Origin of the sequence: Streptomyces naganishii JCM 4654, from assembly GCF_014650575.1 — a bacterium.
GTDB lineage: Bacteria > Actinomycetota > Actinomycetes > Streptomycetales > Streptomycetaceae > Streptomyces > Streptomyces naganishii.
Map to the genome: position 1 here is coordinate 85069 of NZ_BMVF01000013.1, position 15670 is coordinate 100738.

The window sequence follows — 15670 nt, forward strand, 5'->3', positions numbered from 1 at the left end:
ATGACGAACTCCCTCACACACCAGCCGGTTCCCGTCGTCTTCAGCGAAGAGGTGCGCGAAGCCCTGCACGAGGGCCGTCCCGTGGTGGCCCTGGAATCCAACGTGATCACCCATGGCCTGCCCTACCCGGACAACGCCGCGACGGCCAGGAAGGTCGAGGAGGCGGTCCGCGCGGGCGGCGCCGTCCCGGCCACCGTCGCCGTGGAGGGCGGCCGAATCGTGGTCGGCATGACCGACGCCGACATCGACCGCTTCGCCTCAACACCCGGCATCCCCAAGGTGAGCAGCAGGGACATGCCGGTGGTGCTGGCCCAGGGCGGCATGGGCGCGCTGACCGTCGCCTCCTCGCTGGTGGCGGCCGAGCTCGCGGGCATCCCGTTCTTCTCCTCGGCCGGCATCGGCGGCGTGCACCGGGGCGCGGAGCGGACCATGGACGTGTCCTCCGACCTGATCCAGTTCACCCGCTCCAAGGTCGCCGTGGTGTGCGCCGGCGCGAAGAAGATCCTCGACCTGGGGCTGACACTGGAGTACCTGGAGACCCAGTGCGTGCCGGTCGTGTCGTACCGCTCCGACGACTTCCCGGCCTTCTACTGCACCTCCAGCGGCTTTCGCAGCCCGCTGCGGCTCGACGACGACGAGGTGATCGCCCGGTCGATCGAGCACCACTGGGCGCTGGGCAGCAACAGCTCCTTCCTGATCACCACGCCGGTGCGGCCGGGGGACGCGATCGACGGCGACGAGGTCGACGCGGCCATCGAGGAGGCCATGCGCGCGGCCGAGCGGGACGGGGTGCGCGGGCAGGCCATCACCAAGTACCTGATGCGCGCGGTCGACCGTGCCACGCAGGGCCGCTCCGCCAGGGCCAACATGGCCGTGCTGGTCAGCACGGCCGAGGTCGGCGGCCGGCTCGCCGCGGCGCACGCCGCCTACCGGAAGGGTCTGCGGGGCTGATGGGCGCCGAGAAGGTGATGCTGTTCGCCGGGCGCAGCCACCCCGAGCTGGCGGAGGAGGTGGCCAAGCACGTCGACGTGCCGCTGACCCCTCAGTCGACGTACGACTTCGCCAACGGGGAGATCTTCGTCCGCTTCGAGGAGTCGGTGCGCGGCAGCGACGCGTTCGTCCTGCAGAGCCACTGCGCCCCCATCAACACCTGGATCATGGAGCAGCTGATCACGGTGGACGCGCTCAAGCGCGCGAGCGCCCGGCGGATCACCGCGGTCATGCCGTTCTACGGCTACTCCCGGCAGGACAAGAAGCACCGCGGCCGCGAGCCGATCTCGGCCCGGCTGGTGGCCGACCTGCTCAAGGCCGCGGGCGCGGACCGGATCATGACCGTCGATCTGCACACCGCCCAGATCCAGGGCTTCTTCGACGGCCCGGTCGACCATCTACTCGCCCAGAGCCTGCTGGCGTCCTACGTCGGCGACACCTACGGGGACGCGCCCGTCACCGTGGTGTCGCCGGACGCCGGCCGGACCCGGCTGGCCGAGAAGTGGGCCGACCACCTGGGCGGCCGGCCGATCGCGTTCGTGCACAAGACCCGTGACCCGGACCGGCCCAACGAGGCCGTGGCCAAGCGGGTCGTCGGCTCGGTGCGCGGCCGGCTGTGCGTCCTCATCGACGACATGATCGACACCGGCGGCACGATCGCCAACGCCACCCGGGTGCTGCTGGACGAGGGCGCCGCCGATGTCGTCATCGCCGCCACGCACGGCATCCTGTCCGACCCGGCCGTCGAGCGGCTGTCGGGCTGCGGGGCGCGTGAGGTGATCGTCACCGACACCCTGCCCATCCCGGAGGCGAAGCGCTTCCCGGCCCTGACCGTGCTGTCCATCGCCCCGCTGCTGGCGCGGGCGATCCGCGAGGTCTGCGAGGACGGCTCGGTGACGAGCCTCTTCGACGGACACGCCTGACCGCCGACGTAACTGACGAACCCTCAGAAAATGCCGATCGAAAGGCCCTTCACGTCATGACCTCCACCCAGCACACCGCCACCACCGGCACCGTCGACGGCTACCGCCCGCTGATCCCCGAGGAGCAGGTCGAGACCGTCCTGGAGCTGCGCGAGATCCTTTCCGGCGGCGCCCCGCAGGAGGGCGCGCAGACCGTGCCGTTCCTGGGGCTGAAGCTGACCGTCCCGTCGACGGTCATGACCCCGTGCCCGGTCTCCCCGATCCTCGGCGGAGCGATCTTCGCCGAGGTGGAGGAGGGCGACCGCGTCCTCGACATGGGCACCGGCAGCGGGTCCCTCGCGATCACCGCGGCCGCCAAGGCGTCCTCGGTCCTCGCCGTCGACATCAACCCGGACGCCGTGGAGGCGGTGCTCGCCAACGCCGCCCGCAACGGCGTGGCCGACAAGGTCGAGGCCCGCGTCAGCGATGTCTTCAGCGCGGTCGAGGGCACCTTCGACCTGATCATCTTCAACCCGCCGTTCCAGTGGTTCGCCGCCCGTGACGTGGCCGACTCCGCCACCACGGACGAGGGCTACGGCGCGCTGACGCGGTATTTCCAGCAGGCGCGCCAGTACCTCGCGGAGAACGGCCGCATGATGATCTTCTTCAGCACGATGGGCGACGTGCGGTACCTCCAGAAGCTCATCGAGGAGTCCGGTTTCCGGCACGAGGTCGTCTTCCGTACCACCCGTCCGGTCGCCGACGTGCCGGTGGAGTTCTCCTGCCACCGCCTGTCGTGAGCGCCGGCTGAGCACGGTGGAGGCCTCGCGCGCCCGCGACCGGCGCCGAGGCCTCCACCGGGACCGCAGGACACCGCACACCCCCGCCGTCACCCGCCGATCAGGAGGAAGAAGCCCGTGTCCCGTCGTCTGTTCACCTCGGAGTCCGTGACCGAGGGCCACCCCGACAAGATCGCCGACCAGATCAGCGACACGATCCTCGACGCGCTGCTGCGCGAGGACCCGGCCTCCCGCGTCGCCGTCGAGACACTGATCACCACCGGTCTGGTCCACGTGGCCGGCGAGGTCACCACCAAGGCCTACGCGGACATCGCGGCCCTCGTCCGCGGCACCATCCTCCAGATCGGCTACGACTCCTCGAAGAAGGGCTTCGACGGCGCCTCCTGCGGCGTGTCCGTCTCCATCGGCGCGCAGTCCCCGGACATCGCCCAGGGCGTCGACACCGCCTACGAGACCCGGGTCGAGGGCGACGACGACGAGCTGGACCGGCAGGGCGCGGGCGACCAGGGCCTGATGTTCGGCTACGCCTGCGACGAGACGCCGGAGCTGATGCCGCTGCCGATCCACCTCGCGCACCGGCTCTCCCGCCGCCTGACCGAGGTCCGCAAGGACGGCACCGTGCCCTACCTGCGCCCGGACGGCAAGACACAGGTCACCATCGAGTACGACGGCGACCGGGCCGTACGCCTGGACACGGTGGTGGTCTCCGCGCAGCACGCCGCGGGCGTCGACCTGGAGTCGCTGCTCGTGCCGGACGTGCGGCAGTACGTCGTCGAGCCCGTGCTGCGGCAACTCGCCGCCGACGGCGTGAAGCTGGACACCGAGGGCCACCGGCTGCTGGTCAACCCCACCGGGCGGTTCGAGATCGGCGGCCCGATGGGCGACGCCGGCCTGACCGGCCGCAAGATCATCATCGACACGTACGGCGGCATGGCCCGCCACGGCGGCGGCGCCTTCTCCGGCAAGGACCCCTCCAAGGTGGACCGCTCGGCGGCGTACGCGATGCGCTGGGTCGCCAAGAACGTCGTCGCGGCGGGCCTGGCCTCCCGCTGCGAGGTGCAGGTCGCGTACGCGATCGGCAAGGCCGAGCCGGTCGGCCTGTTCGTGGAGACCTTCGGCACCGCCAAGGTCGACCACGAGAAGATCGAGAAGGCGATCGACGAGGTCTTCGACCTCCGCCCGGCCGCGATCATCCGCGACCTGGACCTGCTCCGCCCGATCTACGCCCGGACCGCCGCCTACGGCCACTTCGGCCGTGAGCTGCCCGACTTCACCTGGGAGCGCACCGACCGCGTGGACGCCCTGCGTGAGGCTGCCGGGCTGCCCGGGTCCGCGTCCGGCGCCGGCCGGGCCTGAAGCCGAGGAGAACGCCGTGCGTATCGCCGTGTCGGGCTCCATCGCGATCGACCACCTCATGGTCTACCCGGGCCGGTTCGCGGAGCAGATCCTCAGCGAGATGGTCGAGCACGTGTCCCTGTCCTTCCTCGCCGACCACCTGGAGGTACGGGAGGGAGGCGTGGGCGCGAACATCTCCTTCGGCATGGGCCGCCTCGGCCTGCGGCCGATCCTCGTCGCCGCCGCGGGCGTCGACTTCGCCGCCTACGGGGAGCGGCTGCGGGAGGCCGGCGTGGACACCGCCTCCGTGCGGGTCAGCGAGACCCTGCACACCGCCCGCTTCGTGTGCACCACGGACACCGACCAGAACCAGATCGCCACGTTCTACGCGGGCGCCATGGCCGAGGCCGGCCGCATCGACCTCGCCGAGGTGCACCGGCGCGCCGGCGGTCTGGGCCTGGTGCTCGTCGGCGCCGACGACCCCGCGGCCATGCTGCGGCACACCGCCACCGCGCACGCGCTGGGCGTGCCGGTCGCGGCCGACCCCTCCCAGCAACTGGCCCGGCTCGACACCGAGCAGACGCGGCGCCTGGTGGACGGGGCGCGGCTGCTGTTCACCAACGAGTACGAGAGCGCCCTGCTGCGCGAGCGCACCGGCTGGAGCGAGCAGGAGGTGCTGCGGCGGGTGGGCACCTGGGTCGTCACCCGCGGCGCACAGGGCGTGTCCCTGCTGGCCAACGGCGGGCGGCGGACGGACGTGCCGGCGGTCGCGGCGCAGGACGTCGTGGACCCGACGGGCGTCGGCGACGCCTTCCGGGCCGGCTTCCTCGCCGGCCTTGCCTGGCGGCTGCCGTACGAGCGGGCCGCCCAACTGGGCTGCGCGCTGGCCACGCTGGTCCTCTCGACCGTCGGCACCCAGGAGTACAAGCTGCTGCCCTCGGAGGTCCTGGCCCGGATCGGTGGCGCCTACGGCCCCGAGGCGGCCCGGGAGATCGGGACTCACCTGGGGAGCGGCACATGAGCGCGCGGACCGGAGGCCGGCGATGACGACCCTGCGTGCCGCGCTCGACCGGGGAACGCCCACGTTCTCCTTCGAGTTCTTCCCGCCGAGGACCGAGGCCGGGGCGCGGACCCTGTGGCAGGCGATACGCCGTGTCGAGCAACTGGCCCCGGACTTCGTGTCGGTGACCTACGGCGCGGGCGGCTCCTCCCGGGACCGCACCGTCGCGCTGACTAAGCGGATCACCGCCGAGACCACCCTGCGTCCCGTCGCGCACCTCACCGCGGTCGGCCACTCGGTGTCCGAACTGCGCCAGATCATCGGCCAGTACGCCGACGCCGGCGTGCGGGACGTCCTCGCGCTGCGCGGTGACCCGCCCGGCGCACCCGGCGGACCGTGGGTCCCGCACCCCGACGGCTTCACCTACGCCCACGAACTGGTCTCCCTGGTGCGGGAGTCGGGGGACTTCAGCATCGGTGTCGCCGCGTTCCCCGAGCGCCACCCGCGCTCACCCGACTGGGACAGCGACATCCGGCACTTCGTCGCCAAGTGCCGGGCCGGCGCCGACTACGCCATCACGCAGATGTTCTTCCACGTGGAGGACTATCTGCGGCTGCGGGACCGGGTGGCGGCGGCCGGCTGCGGCATCCCGATCATCCCGGAGATCATGCCGGCCACCGACGCCCGCCAGATCCGCCGCTTCGCCGAGCTGAGCGGAGCCGCCTTCCCCGAGGACCTGGCCCATCGCCTGGAGGCGGCCGCCCACGACCCGGAGCAGGGCCACCGCATCGGCGTCGAGTACGCCACCGCGATGGCCGAGCGTCTCCTCGCCGAGGGCGCGCCCGGCCTGCACTACATCACCCTCAACCGGTCCACGGCGACGCTGGAGGTCCACCGCGGCGTACGGCCCCGGCGGCCGGCGCTGACCGCCAACTGATATTCACCGAACGGCACTTGTGGCGCGGCCCGCCCCCGCGGGCCGCGCCACTGTCACACGGCGGCTTCGGCGTCGGGCACCCCGAGGACGCGCAGGAACGCCGTGGCCGCGGGGGTGCGGCTGTCCGGGCTCCAGATGATGTACTCGACGCGCGCCGGGGCGTCGACGACCTCGATGGTCGTGACGCCGCTGAGCTGGGCCACGTACGCGGCGGGCAGCATCGCCACGCCGAGGCCCTGCCCGACCAGCCGTGCCAGGAAATCCGCGTTGGTCACCTCGAACGCCACGTCACGGGTCAGGCCGGCGGCGGAGAAGGCCAGGTCGGACTGGGCGCGCCCGGCGGTCTTCGCGGGCAGGTCGACGAACACCTCCGAGGACAGCCGGCGCAGGTCGATCGCCGGCTCGTCGGCCAGCGGGTGGTCGGGCGCGACGACGGCGACGAGCCGGTCACGGGCGAGTTCGCGGCAGCTGACCCCCTCGGGGCGCACCGTGGTGGGCAGCCCCAGGAAGGCCACCTCGATGGCTCTCTGCTTGACCTGCTCGACGAGGTCGTCGCTCGCCCCGACCCGCAGGCTGATGCGCACCTGCGGATACCGCTGCCGGTAGTCGCGCAGCGCGCCCGGGATGTCGACGGCGGCGACAGAGGGGATCAGCCCGACGGAGAGCCGCCCGCGGACCTCCCCGACGGCCGCGGCGACCTCGACGGCCGCGCGCTCGGCGGCCTCCAGACACTGGCGGGCCGCCGGCAGGAACGCCGCACCGGCCGGGGTGAGCCGCACCCGGCGCGTGGTGCGCTCGAACAGCTTCGCCCCCAGCTCCTGCTCCAGACGCGCGATCTGGTGGCTGAGGGCGGACTGGACGACCAGACAGCGCTCCGCGGCGCGGGTGAAGCTGTTCGTCTCGGCGACCGCGACCACGTAGCGCATCTGCTGCAGCTCCATGGTGATCTATCTTGCCAGAAGATAAATGCCATGACAAACATGTGTTGGACTCATTGACGAGGCCGGTCCAGAATTTGAGCGTGCCCACGTCCGGCACCCCAGGACCTTGCCATGACCCGTATTTCTCTGGTTGACGAGTTCCGGCAGGACGGCGGCAATTCCCCATTCACCCGGATACGCATTCGACCGGAAGGACCGGCTCTTTCATGACCAGCACGCCATCCGCCCAGCAGGCGAATACCGTAGTCGACATGTGGGTCGACCCGCGCTGCCCGTGGGCGTGGATCACCTCCCGGTGGCTGCTGGAGGTGGAAAAGGTACGGCCCATCGAGACGCGTTTTCACATCATGAGCCTTTCCGTGCTCAACCAGGGCCGGGAAGTGCCGGAGAAGTACCGGCAGGGCATGATCGACGGCTGGGGCCCGGTGCGCGTGTGCATCGCCGCCGAGGAGCGGTACGGCACGGACGTGCTGCGCCCCCTCTACAACGCCATGGGCGCCCTCATCCACCTCAAGCAGGCGGGCCTGAAGCGGGACATGATGGTCGCCGCGCTCGCCGAGGCCGGGCTGCCGGAGGACCTGGTCGAGGTGGCCGACTCCACCGACCACGACGAGGCGCTGCGCGCGAGCCACCACGCCGGCATGGACCCTGTCGGCACCGAGGTCGGCACCCCCGTCATCCACGTGCCCGGCCCCGACGGCGAGCTCATCGCGTTCTTCGGCCCGGTCATCACGCCCGCGCCGCGCGGTGAGGCGGCCGGCCGGCTGTGGGACGGGGTGCTCGCCCTCGCGGGCACTGACGGATTCTTCGAACTGAAGCGCTCGCGCACACGCGATGCCATTTTCGACTAGGCATCGCCGCGGCCTTCTGCGCTCAGGAAACGGTGACGTGAACACATTTCTTCCGCCTGGCTTCCGCTGTTGTGGCGTCAGGTGTATCGCTGCGGAGGACGGTGCGCCATGAACAGTGGCCGGCAACTCCTCAACTCGGGTGTGACGGCGCTGGCGCCGGCGATCTGGGGAAGCACGTATCTGGTGACGACCGAGTTGCTGCCGCCGGACCGTCCCCTGCTCGCCACGACCATGCGGGCACTTCCCTCGGGTCTCATTCTGCTGCTCATTTCGCGGGTGCTGCCCAAGGGCCGGTGGCTGTGGCGTTCCCTGGTGCTCGGGACGCTCAACATCGGCGCGTTCAACCTGCTGCTCTTCGTCGCCGCCTACCGTCTGCCGGGCGGCATCGCGGCGATGCTCATGTCGGTGCAGCCGATGATCGTGCTGATCCTGGCCGCGCTGCTGATCGGCGACAAGATACGCCCGGTGCACGCGCTGGCCTGTGCGCTCGGCACGGCCGGAGTGGTCCTGCTGGTGTTCAAGGGGTCCACGGCGCTGGACACGGTCGGTGTGGCCGCCGGCCTCGGCGGTGCGGCCTGCATGGCCACCGGCATCACCTTCACCAAACGCTGGGGGCGTCCCGAGGGCGTGGGGCTGCTGCCCTTCACCGGTTGGCAGTTGCTGGCCGGCGGGCTGGTGTCGCTGCCCTTCACCCTCGCCGTCGAGGGGCTGCCCGGCTCGCTGACCGGGACGAACATCTTCGGGTTCGCCTACCTCATCGTCCTCGGCGCGGTCATCAGTTACGCGCTGTGGTTCCGCGGGATCGAGAGACTGCCCGTCCTGGCCGTCTCCTTCCTGGCCCTCGGCAGTCCCGTCGTCGCGACCGTCCTCGGCTTCGTCTTCGAGGACGAGACGTTCTCCGCGCTGCAGATCGTCGGCATCCTCGTGATCCTCGTCGCCGTGATGCTCGCGCAGCCCCGGCCGGCCAAGCCGCAGAGCCCGCCCTCCGGGACCGGGCCCGCCGGTGAGGAACCCGCCGTGCTCGCGCCCAAGCCCGCCGCGGGCCGGGGCGGAACGCGTTCCTGACGTCCCTCTTAAGTCACCGGCACCTCACTTGAGCAGATTGTTGGAGAGTAGTCATGTCCGTAGCAGAGCAGAAAAACCCGACGTCGGCCGCCAGAGGCTGGATCGGCGTCGCTGCCATCACCGCCAGTCTTTTCGTCTTCCTCACCACTGAACTGATGCCCGTGGGTCTGCTCACCCCGCTGAGCAAGAGCCTGCACATCTCCGTCGGCACCGCCGGTCTCATGGTGACCGCGCAGGGTGTCGCGGCCGGCCTCGGTGTGCCGTTCATCGTGGCCTGGACCCGCCGCGTCAACCGGCGTTACCTCCTGTCCACCCTTCTCGCGGTGCTGGCCCTCGGAAATCTCATCACCGCCGTTTCCCCGAATTACCCGCTGATTCTCGCGACGCGTCTGTGCATGGGATTCGCCAGCGGTGTCTTCTGGGCGATCGGCGTCAGCATGGCCATGCGCATCGTGCCCGAGCGGCACGCCAGCCGTGCGGCCGCGGTGGTGATGTCCGGCATCTCCATCGCCACGGTCGTCGGTATTCCGCTCGGCACCATCGTCGAGGCCCACACCAACTGGCGGACCACCTTCGGCATCTGGGCCGGTCTGAGCCTGCTGGTCTTCCTCGCGGTCGCCGCGGTCATCCCGTCGCTGCCGTCGGACAACGCCGTCTCGGTCCGCGAGGTCTTCGGACTGCCGGTGAAGAACGGGCAGCTGCGCACGGTGCTGCTCATCGTCATCTTCTTCGTCCTCGGCCACTTCGGCGCGTACACGTTCGTCCGCCCCTACCTGGAGGACGAGGCCGGAGCCGGCTCCACCTTCATCACGGTGGTGCTGATCATCTTCGGTATCGGCGGCGCCGTCGGGAACTTCATCGCCGGCTACACGGTCAACCGCAGCCTGCGCGGCACCTTCGTCGTCGGGCTCGTCGGGCTGCTGGCCGCCCTGCTGCTGCTGCGCGGCATCGGCGACGCGGAGACCGGCGCGGTGATCGCCCTCATCCTGTGGGGCCTGTCCTTCGGCGCGGTGCAGCTGTCCCAGGTCAACATGACGCTGGCCTCCGCGCCGGAGACGTTCGAGGCCGCGATGTCGCTCAACACCATGGCGTACAACACCTGCATCGCCCTCGGCGCCCTCTTCGGCGGCCTGATCGTCGACCACATGGGCGTCACCAGGGTCATCTGGTTCGGCGTGATCCTCGCCGCCGCCTCGCTGCTCCTCAGGCTCGTCACCGGCTGGAAGAAGGAGACCCCGGCACAGTCCGTCTCCGAGGACGACCAGCTGGCCCCCACCGCCTGACGGGGCCGTCCTCGCGATTTCCGCGAGGCCACGCGCATCCCCTTGGCCGGCAATCCCCCGACGGCCAAGGGGAGCTGCGCGTTGCCATTTCCGCTTTTCCGGCCGACAGAATTCGGCACCACCGACCGTGGCATTTTTCGGCACTCAATGACTGAATTGCGACCTGTCGCCGCAAGGACCCGTGCTCCATGATTGGTTCAGGCCAGCTTCAGGGACGCTGTATTCGCGGTAATGAACAGATCCGTCCCGGCAGTGCCTTTGCCCGCGGTGCGCAGAAATCCGCACCGGGCCTTCGTGCGTGAATCCGGAAAGTTTCGCCGGACTTGATCCGGGCCACCCCCTCAACCAGGAGTAGAAGCAGGATGACGACAAGCACCGCACCCGCGCTGCACGACCAGGTCACCTCCTTCGTGGACGAGCTGGAGCACCACAAGGTCTACACGAACGACTACTTCAAGTACCTCGAGGAAACCCAGTGGAACAGCCGCACCTACGACTTCCACCGGGCCAACTTCTTCCACCGCACCGAGGGCACGGTCAAGGGCATAGCCCACGTGTGCGCCCAGGCCGCCGCCCACGACGACCGTGACACCCTGACCCTGTTCTCCTTCATCCTCAACGAGGAAGCCGGGTACGGCGAGCCCGAGAAGTGCCACGAGGTGCTGATGGAGAACGCCCACAACCTGCTCGGCGAGGTCGAGTTCGGGCTGGCGCCCCTGAGCGTCAAGGAGGCCCGCGACAGCGCCCTGGTCATCCCCGAGACGTTCGCCTACCGCGAGCGCACCCGGGAACTGGTGGGCGGCAGCTACCAGCGCATGCTGGGCGTCGCGATGGCCCTGGAGTCCCACGCCGACACCATGCTCCAGGTCTGCCGCACCGCCTTCCGCAACAACAACACCGGCCTGCCGGCGACCGAGTTCGTCGAGAAGGTCGAGATCTACTTCAACGTCCACGTCGGGGACCAGGGCGTCGAGGAGCGCCACGCCGCCGACGCGCGCAAGTGCGTCCTGAACAACGTCCGCACCGAGGCCGACCTCGCCGAGATCGCCTACGGCGCCACCGAGACCCTCGACATCCAGCTCCAGATGTGGAACGCCATGTACAAGGCGGTCACGAGCTGAGTCCGGGCTGAGTTTCCCCCCACGACAGAGAGGCAGCTCACCGGACGTGCACAAGACACGAGGCATCTCCGACGTCGTCCTGGCCCTTCCCGAATCGGCCACCCACGGAACGGCGGCCAAGCTGGCCGCCCTCAACCGGCAACTCGCCCCCGGCGAACAGATCATCGACCTCAGCATCGGCGCGCTGGACACCCCGGCCGACCCCCGCATCGACCAGGGCGTGATCGAGTTCATCCGCTCCCGCTCCGCGGTGGTCCACGCCTTCGCGCCGGTCAGGGGCTTCCCATTCCTGCGGGAGTCCATCGCGGCGCGGGCGGCCCGCCTGCACGGCATCGACTACGACCCCGACACCGAGATCCTCGTCACGCCCGGCGGCGTGAAGGGCTCCATCTCGGTCGCCTTCCACGCGCTGCTCAACCGGGGCGACGAGGTCGTCGTCCCGGTGCCCAACTGGCCCCACTACGCCGACATGGTGCGCCTGCACGACGCCACGCCCCGCACCGTCCCCGTCCCGGCGGAGGACGGACTGACCGCGCCGGCGCTGCGGACGGCCCTGTCGGACCGTACGAAGATCGTCGTGCTGGGCGACTGCGTCAACCCGACCGGAAAGGTGTACTCCACCGGGGAACTCACCGCGCTGGCCCAGGTCCTCGCCGAGCACAACACCCGGCGCGAGGAACGCGGCGAGCCCCCCGTCCACGTCCTGTTCGACACCCCTTACGAGGCCCACGTCCTCGGCGAGCGCGCCCGCACGTTCGCCGCGATCGACGTCCCGCTCGCCGACGGGAGCCGGTGCTCCATGCGGCCCTGGACGACCTGGGTGACCGGACCCGGCAAGACCTACGGCATGCACGGCGACCGCATCGGCTACCTCTGCGGTCCCGCGGACATCGTCGAGGCGGCGGCGCGCGCGCAGGTCAACCTGACCTCGTTCGCGTCGACCTACGGTCAGATCGCCACGCACATCGCCCTCCAGCCGGAGTTGGACCAGGTGGCCACCGACCGGGCGCGCGCCGCCCGCGCCAACCTGGAGGCGATGCTGCGGGAACTGCAGGCAGTGCCCTCGCTGGGGGTGCGCCGGCCGCAGGGCGGCTACTTCCTGTTCGTGGACCTGTCGGCGTACGCCGACGCCTACCGCGGACACGGTCACGTCACCGCCGAGCGGTTCCTGCTGGCGGAGGCGAGGGTCGCCACCATCTGCGGCAGCCACTTCGCGGGTGGGGAGGCGATGGACCACTGGGTGCGGATCAACTGCGGCCGTGACGGCGCGCTGCTGACCGAGGCGGGCACCCGCATCAGGAACGCCCTCGCCCGGTTGGAGTCCTGATCCGCATGGCCACCACGACGGGACCCGGCACGCCGGGGCGCGGCGTCACCTACTGCGTCATCGGCACGGGATTCTCCGGCACCTGCGCGCTGTGGCACCTGGTGCAGCGCCTGACCGTCCCCGGGTGCCCGTCCCTGCCGCCGCCCTCCGCTCCGACGATCGTCACCGTGGAGCGGGGGCCGGTGAGCGGGCCGGGCTATCCGTACGGCGAGGACAACACCCAGCTCGCCCACCGGTGCAACAACGAGGCCGGCAGCATGGGCCTGCACGGCACCGACTTCGTCGACTGGATGGCCGCGAACAAGGCGCGCCTGCTGCGGGAGTGCCCGCAGTTCGTCCTGGAGACCCACCCCGGGACGGACCCGGCCGCCTGGCAGCCCGACGCCCGTGAGTTCTACCCGCGGGCCCTGTTCGGCCGCTATCTCCGGGAGCGTTTCCAGGAGGCGGTCGAGCGGGCCCGCGCCCACGGCATCACCGTACGGCCCTACGTACGGCACGAGGCGGTGGACGGCTTCACGGCCCCGGACGGGTTCCGGGTGCTGCTGCGCGACCTGGACACCGGCCGCGAGTTCACCGTGGCCGGCCTCGACCGGGTGCTGCTGAGCACCGGGCACTGGCAGCCCCGGGTGACCGGCCGGCTCGCCGGGCGCCCCGGCCATCTCTCGGCGCCCTACCCACCGGACGCCGTGCGGGCCGTCGTCCACGACCGGGTCCGCGCCCGCCACGCCCGGGGCGAGCGGCCCCGGGTGTTCGTGGAGGGCATGGGCCCGAGCGGCATCGACGCGATCCTGACGCTGTGCGAGGGCGAGTTCACCTACACGTCCGACGGGCACGTCACCGCCTTCCGGCCGGCCCCGCACGGCACTCCCCCGGAGGTGGTCGCCGGGTCGCGCTCCGGGTTCTTCCCCCCGGTGCGCGGCCCGCTCCCGCCGTACGAGCCGCACCACCTCACCGAGGAGAACCTCGCCGCGATCCGGCGCGCCCACCACGGGTGGCTCAGGATCGGGCCCGTGCTGGAACTGCTGGACCGGGAACTGCGCCGGGCCTCCGGCGGAGCGGTCGGCTGGGACGCCGTGACCCGCCCGCCGTACCCGACCGCCCGGGACAAGCTCGCGGACGACCTGCGGGCCTCCGCCACCGGGGACCTGGTCCACGCGGTCGTGCTGAAGGCGCGGCGGATGCGCTTCTACCACCAGCTCGTCCCCGCCGACAAAGCCGTGTACGACCGGATGTTCGACACCCACGTCATCCGGACGGCCGTCCCGATGCCCGCCGCCAACGCGGAGAAGCTCCTCGCCCTCATGGACGCCGGCGTCCTGACCACCGTCCGGCTGGGCTACGGCGCCTCGCGCACCGAGGCCACCGACGACGGCGCCTTCCGCATCACGTACGCCCCGGACGGCGGGCCGCCGGTCACTCTGCGCGCGGACTGCGTGGTCCGCGCCCGGTCACAGGATTCCGGCCTGGACCGCCATCCGTCGCCGCTGGTGCAGCACCTGCTGCGACGCGGCGAGATCGTCCCGCACGAGGAGGGCGGCTACGCCACCGGCGGCATCGCGCTGGACCCCGGCGGTGGCTACCGGGTGCTGCGGCGGTCCGGTGCGGGGCCCCGCCCGTCCCCGCACCTGTGGTCCTACGGGCCTCCCGTCAGGTTCTGGCGGAACGAGAAGAACTACGCGGGCGCCTTCGTCGAGGCGGCGCGGTCGGTGGTCGACGACTGGACCGGGGCCGCCGCCGTCGCGGCCGGTCCGCGCCCCGTCGCCGTGGACGGTGCCGGGCTTGTCAGCAGCGAGACAGGGAGATGAGTCATGGAGATGAAAGAGTTCCACTACGAGGACGGCCTGCGGGTCAGCCTGTTCAACCTCGACCACGAGGCGGTGCCCTACCACTACCACAACAAGGTGTCCGACCTGATGTACTGCTCACGCGGCCGCATCACCATCGAACTGCCCGACTCCGGTGAGGTGTTCACCGTCCAGCCGGGCGAGATGTTCCAGGTCCCCAGCCCCAGCAGGCACCGGTTCGTCAACGGCGCGCCGGTGGGCACGCTGTCGCGGTACGTCCTGCTGCAGATCGGCGTGTTCGACATCAACTTCGTGCAGGACTCCAACCCGATCGCGGAGCGGTTCGCGGGACGGGAGAAGACGGTCGGCACCGACCGCGCCGTCTACATCGCGGACCGCCAGGAGGACATCGCCCGGCTCGCCGAGCGGTTCGACCGGGCCAGGCCCGCGGAGCTGACCGAGGAGGAGCAGGCCGACGTCGTCCAGGCGCTGCGCCGCTTCGCCTCACGCGGCATCGCCGGCGCCCACCCGCGAGCCGCCGTTCATTCCTGAGCCCCGCGCGTGCACCCGTCCGACATGACCCTCGTCGCGATCACCGTCCTGACGTTCTTCGTGGGCGGCCTGGTCAAGGGGCTCACCGGCCTCGGCCTGCCGCCCGTAGTCCTCGGGATCCTCACCGCGGCGATAGGCATCCAGCCCGCCAAGGCGCTGATCCTCGTGCCCACCTTCCTCACCAACGTCGTCCAGGCGTCGAGCGGCGGGCACGGCCGCGAGGTCGTCCGGATCACCTGGCCGTTCCTGCTCACCGCCACGGCCTTCACCGTGTCCGGCGCGTTCACGCTGGGCTTCTTCCGGGCGGACGTCATGTCGGCGCTGCTCGGTCTCGGCCTCACGGTGTACGGGGTGCTGGGGCTGTTCCGGTTCCGGGTGGACATCAGCGGCCGCGGCTGGCACCACCCCGTCGGTGTGCTCTTCGGGGCCACCAACGGGTTCCTCACCGGGATGACCGGTTCGTCGGCCGTCCCGGGCGTCTTCTACCTCCAGTCCGTCGGGCTCACGCGCGACCAGCTGGTGCAGGCGATGGGCATTCTCTTCACCTTCTCCACCGTCGGCCTGACCTGGTCCCTGCAGTCGCAGGACCTGATCAGCGGGCGGCTCGCCGTGCTGTCCGCCGCGTCCCTCGTACCGGCGTTCTGCGGGATGTCGGTCGGCAACCGGATCCGCAGGAGGATCTCCGAGGAGAAGTTCCGCAGAGTACTCTTCGTCGCCCTGGTTGTCCTCGGGCTCGGCGTGGCCGTGCAGAGTCTGCGCCCCTGGTGAGGCGCCGGAAGGAA

At 70.9% G+C, this 15670-nt stretch carries 15 protein-coding genes; 14 read left to right on the plus strand and 1 reads right to left on the minus strand.

Features of this window, described 5'->3' with window-relative positions; genetic code table 11:
* The 6 genes from IE217_RS23220 (at position 1) to metF (ending at position 5964) form a co-directional block, all read left to right on the plus strand.
* Positions 1-951 (plus strand): pseudouridine-5'-phosphate glycosidase, encoded by a 951-nt coding sequence (locus tag IE217_RS23220; RefSeq protein ID WP_190179846.1) that lies wholly within the window; start codon positions 1-3, stop codon positions 949-951.
* Positions 951-1913 carry a ribose-phosphate diphosphokinase gene (locus IE217_RS23225; RefSeq protein ID WP_190179847.1) on the plus strand — a complete coding sequence of 321 codons (963 nt, stop codon included), beginning with the start codon at positions 951-953 and terminating at the stop codon, positions 1911-1913. The genes IE217_RS23220 and IE217_RS23225 overlap by 1 nt, the downstream gene beginning before the upstream one ends.
* A 56-nt stretch (positions 1914-1969) precedes the next feature.
* Positions 1970-2692 (plus strand): methyltransferase, encoded by a 723-nt coding sequence (locus IE217_RS23230; RefSeq protein ID WP_190179848.1) that lies wholly within the window; start codon positions 1970-1972, stop codon positions 2690-2692.
* A 117-nt stretch (positions 2693-2809) separates the two neighbouring features.
* Positions 2810-4048, plus strand: a complete 1239-nt coding sequence (gene metK / locus IE217_RS23235; RefSeq protein ID WP_190179849.1) for a methionine adenosyltransferase — start codon at positions 2810-2812, stop codon at positions 4046-4048.
* A gap of 16 nt (positions 4049-4064) precedes the next feature.
* Positions 4065-5048, plus strand: a complete 984-nt coding sequence (locus IE217_RS23240) for a carbohydrate kinase family protein (protein ID WP_190179850.1) — start codon at positions 4065-4067, stop codon at positions 5046-5048.
* Between the two features lie 22 nt (positions 5049-5070).
* Positions 5071-5964 carry a methylenetetrahydrofolate reductase [NAD(P)H] gene (gene metF, locus IE217_RS23245; protein ID WP_190179851.1) on the plus strand — a complete coding sequence of 298 codons (894 nt, stop codon included), beginning with the start codon at positions 5071-5073 and terminating at the stop codon, positions 5962-5964.
* A 53-nt stretch (positions 5965-6017) separates the two neighbouring features.
* Here metF and IE217_RS23250 read toward each other — a convergent pair whose 3' ends face one another.
* Positions 6018-6905, minus strand: a complete 888-nt coding sequence (locus IE217_RS23250) for a LysR family transcriptional regulator (RefSeq protein WP_190179852.1) — start codon at positions 6903-6905, stop codon at positions 6018-6020.
* Between the two features lie 206 nt (positions 6906-7111).
* Between IE217_RS23250 and IE217_RS23255 the strand changes: the two genes are divergently transcribed.
* From IE217_RS23255 to IE217_RS23290, 8 genes are all read left to right on the plus strand, one after another.
* A complete protein-coding gene (locus tag IE217_RS23255; RefSeq protein ID WP_190179853.1) occupies positions 7112-7756 on the plus strand; it encodes a mycothiol-dependent nitroreductase Rv2466c family protein in 645 nt (214 codons plus the stop codon).
* Positions 7757-7864: 108 nt separating this feature from the next.
* Positions 7865-8821 carry an EamA family transporter gene (locus tag IE217_RS23260; RefSeq protein WP_190179854.1) on the plus strand — a complete coding sequence of 319 codons (957 nt, stop codon included), beginning with the start codon at positions 7865-7867 and terminating at the stop codon, positions 8819-8821.
* Positions 8822-8874: 53 nt separating this feature from the next.
* The gene (locus IE217_RS23265; protein ID WP_190179855.1) at positions 8875-10104 is read left to right on the plus strand and encodes an MFS transporter; all 1230 of its coding nucleotides are present in this window, start codon (positions 8875-8877) and stop codon (positions 10102-10104) included.
* 362 nt (positions 10105-10466) lie between these two features.
* A complete protein-coding gene (locus IE217_RS23270) occupies positions 10467-11225 on the plus strand; it encodes an iron-containing redox enzyme family protein (protein WP_190179856.1) in 759 nt (252 codons plus the stop codon).
* A 46-nt stretch (positions 11226-11271) separates the two neighbouring features.
* Positions 11272-12552: a pyridoxal phosphate-dependent aminotransferase gene (locus tag IE217_RS23275; RefSeq protein ID WP_190179857.1), complete on the plus strand. Its 1281-nt coding sequence runs from the start codon at positions 11272-11274 to the stop codon at positions 12550-12552.
* A gap of 5 nt (positions 12553-12557) precedes the next feature.
* A complete protein-coding gene (locus tag IE217_RS23280) occupies positions 12558-14357 on the plus strand; it encodes an FAD/NAD(P)-binding protein (RefSeq protein ID WP_190179858.1) in 1800 nt (599 codons plus the stop codon).
* Between the two features lie 3 nt (positions 14358-14360).
* On the plus strand, positions 14361-14888 hold the full coding sequence (locus IE217_RS23285; protein ID WP_190179859.1) for a cupin domain-containing protein: 528 nt from the start codon (positions 14361-14363) through the stop codon (positions 14886-14888).
* A 24-nt stretch (positions 14889-14912) separates the two neighbouring features.
* Positions 14913-15656, plus strand: coding sequence for a sulfite exporter TauE/SafE family protein (locus tag IE217_RS23290; protein ID WP_190179860.1), 744 nt, complete (start codon positions 14913-14915; stop codon positions 15654-15656).
* Positions 15657-15670 lie beyond the last annotated feature (14 nt).